This is a genomic window from Limnohabitans sp. (genome assembly GCF_044361985.1).
Taxonomy (GTDB): Bacteria; Pseudomonadota; Gammaproteobacteria; order Burkholderiales; family Burkholderiaceae_C; genus Limnohabitans_A.
The window spans coordinates 1-2,973 of the sequence record NZ_JBIKHV010000178.1 but is presented as its reverse complement, the minus strand read 5'-3'; the positions used below and the strand labels follow the sequence as shown (position 1 = coordinate 2,973).

The following is a 2,973-nucleotide window of genomic DNA, read 5'->3' as shown; positions in this document are numbered from 1 at the left end:
CCATCACGGTGCTGGTGGTGCAAAACGGTCAAGGTGTGGCTGTGCTCAAGAATGCTGGGCACGAGCCGCCAGTCAACATGATCGCGGTTGCCTGCGGTGTGGGCGCGGCCGTGAGTGCGGTGTTTGGCGCGGTCAGCACCTGCCTCACGGGGCCCACCAATGGCTTGCTCACGTCGTCGGGTGAAAAAAGTCGCCACTACAGCGGGGCCTTGATGTTTGGCGGGCTGGCCTTGTTGTTCGGCCTGATGGCGCCCACCTTCACCGGTCTCATGCTGGCCGCACCCAAAGAATTCATCATGGTGCTGGGTGGTTTGGCCATGCTGCGGGTGTTGCAAGGCGCATTTGTGGCCTCGTTTGGCGCGGGCAAGTTTTCACTCGGCGCACTGGTTAGCCTGTTGGTCACGGTGGCGGATATCGGGCTGTTCAACATCGGCGCGGCGTTTTGGGGCCTGGTGGCCGGGTTTGCGGTGTCTTGGTGGATGGAGCGGGCTGACTTTCGGGTGGCCTGATTGACGCTGGGTGTGTTTTTTATCTGAGATATGCAACGGCCAGCGTGTAAGCTTTGCCAAGCCAGTCATGCGCAAATTCTGACCGGACCATCCTCCTTAACGCGCCTGAAGGGGCCACCATGCTGGAACGCTTTCTCCAAAGTAAAAAACTTGATGCGGCCAAGCTGACGGCCAAAAAATTGCTCAGCGCGCGCGGTGAGGCCAATGCTCAAAGCATGGCCGTCAAGTTGATCGATTGCTATGAACATCTGGACAAACACAGCCAGACTGACTTTTTCAATTATCTGTCCAGTGAGTTCAATCCTGACCCCGCCCTGGTCGTGGATGCGGCCAACCGCTACAACACCGAGCGCAACGAGTCCAGCCTGATCCATTTGTTTCAGACCGTCGAGCCACCACGCCAAGAGCTGCTGCGGCGCGTGAACCGGGCCCCTGCGGGCACCGCCACCATTTTGAAAATGCGGCAGACCTTGTTGTCCTATTTGAAAGATCACCCGGCATTTCGGGCCGCTGATTCGGACATGCACCATTTGCTCAGTTCTTGGTTCAACCCCGGGTTTCTTGAGTTGCACCAGATCACCTGGAACTCGCCCGCGCAGCTGCTTGAAAAGATCATTGAGCACGAGTCGGTGCACGCCATCGACGGCTGGGACGACTTGCGCCGCCGATTGCAACCTGATCGCCGTTGCTTTGCATTTTTTCACCCCCAGCTGCCCGGTGAGCCCTTGATTTTTGTGGAGGTGGCTTTGGTGCCCGGCATTGCCAAAGACATTGGTGGGCTCATCAACAAACAGGCGCCGGTGGGCGAGCCAAAAACTTTCAAGGCCGCTATTTTTTATTCCATCAGCAATTGCCAGCCCGGCCTGAAGGGCGTCTCCTTGGGTAATTTTCTGATCAAACGGGTCGCGCAAAAATTGATCGAGGAAATTCCATCGCTCAAAATTTTTTCCACCTTGTCACCCATTCCGGGCTTCACCCAGTGGCTGGATGCAGGGGCGCCCCTGCCCGAAGAAAAGCTCAGCCCTGCCCAAATGCGCAAATGGCAAGAGGCGCAAAAAAGCCTCGCAGTCGGCAGCCTGGGCTGGACTGAACGCATGAAGGCTGGTTGGCATCCTGAGCGTTGTGATGAGGCCGAAAAAACCGCTTTGATGCGTTTGTGTTCGCTTTACTTGATGTTCAAGACGCCGGAACCGCGCGGCGATGCTGTCGGCAAATTTCACCTGAGCAACGGGGCCACGCTGCACCAGATCAATTGGGCGGCTGACTTGTCCAAAAAAGGCCTGCAACATTCAGCTGGCATCATGGTCAATTATCTGTACGAGCTGGACAAGGTTGAAGAGCAGCACGAGGCCTTCAGCAACAAGAGCGTGCGTTTTTCACGCGGCGTAGAGAGGCTGGTTTGACTTGAACTCAAGTGCCTGTCTGGAAAATTCAGCATGACCCATCCCCTTCTGGCCAAAATCAACGATGGCTCCTACGCCCTGCACGATGGCAATGGGCTGCACGTGGGCAACTTCAAGTGGATCAACGGCCAATGGAAGTTCAAGGCCGTGGGTTATGGACCTGAAGGCCAAGTGATGCCAGGCCATGGGCCTTTGACGGATCAGCACAACGCCCTTTTTGCGCAACTGGATGAAGCCACCATCTGCGCCTATTTTTTTAAAGAATGAACATGTTCAAAGTCCATGCTGTGCCCCCGGAACGCTTATCCGAGTTGTTGTGCGTCATGCCCAAGGCCGAGTTGCATATCCACATCGAAGGCTCGCTTGAGCCCGAGTTGATCTTTGCCCTGGCCCAGCGCAACGGCGTGAGCTTGCCTTATGCCGACGTGCAGGCGCTGCGCAATGCCTATGCATTCACCGACTTGCAAAGCTTTCTGGACCTGTACTACGCCGGCGCCAGCGTGCTGCTGCATGAGCAAGATTTTTACGACATGGCGTGGGCGTATTTTTTGAAAGCAAAGGCCGACCATGTGGTGCGGGCCGAGCTGTTTTTTGACCCACAAACCCACACGGCTCGGGGTGTGCCCATGGCCAGCGTGATCGAAGGCCTGCGCCGCGCTTGTCGCGATGCGCAAACGCAGCTGAACATCAGCGCTGATTTGATCTTGTGTTTTTTGCGCCATCTCTCAGAAGAAGACGCCTTGGCCACGCTGGAAGAAGCCATGCCTTGGCGTGAGCACTTCATTGGCGTGGGTCTTGATTCCAGCGAAGTGGGTCACCCGCCAGAGAAGTTCACACAAGTGTTTTCCCGTGCCCGTGAGCTGGGTTTGCATGTCGTAGCCCATGCGGGCGAGGAGGGACCACCCGCCTACATCTGGCGTGCCCTCGATGTTTTGAAAGTTGAACGCATCGACCACGGCGTGCAAGCCATCCACGATGCAGCCCTCATGAAGCGGCTGGCCGATGAGCAGACGCCACTCACCGTCTGCCCGCTGTCCAACCTCAAGTTGTGTGTGTTCAAC

At 56.7% G+C, this 2,973-nt stretch carries 4 protein-coding genes; all 4 read left to right on the top strand.

Annotation, left to right across the window (positions count from 1 at the left end):
• A partial coding sequence (locus tag ACIQ3A_RS14755) for a benzoate/H(+) symporter BenE family transporter (protein ID WP_396432480.1) occupies window positions 1-509 on the top strand: 509 nt, incomplete at its 5' end.
• A 119-nt stretch (window positions 510-628) separates the two neighbouring features.
• On the top strand, window positions 629-1,912 hold the full coding sequence (locus tag ACIQ3A_RS14750) for a malonyl-CoA decarboxylase (protein ID WP_396432479.1): 1,284 nt from the start codon (window positions 629-631) through the stop codon (window positions 1,910-1,912).
• 33 nt (window positions 1,913-1,945) lie between these two features.
• Window positions 1,946-2,179, top strand: a complete 234-nt coding sequence (locus ACIQ3A_RS14745) for a hypothetical protein (RefSeq protein ID WP_396432478.1) — start codon at window positions 1,946-1,948, stop codon at window positions 2,177-2,179.
• Window positions 2,180-2,181: 2 nt separating this feature from the next.
• A partial coding sequence (locus tag ACIQ3A_RS14740) for an adenosine deaminase (RefSeq protein WP_396432477.1) occupies window positions 2,182-2,973 on the top strand: 792 nt, incomplete at its 3' end.

What these genes read in the sequence shown, in the direction of transcription:
- ACIQ3A_RS14750 (WP_396432479.1), top strand. Translation starts at nt 629, where the DNA reads ATGCTGGAACGCTTTCTCCAAAGTAAAAAACTTGATGCGGCCAAGCTG.
- ACIQ3A_RS14745 (WP_396432478.1), top strand. Translation starts at nt 1,946, where the DNA reads ATGACCCATCCCCTTCTGGCCAAAATCAACGATGGCTCCTACGCCCTG.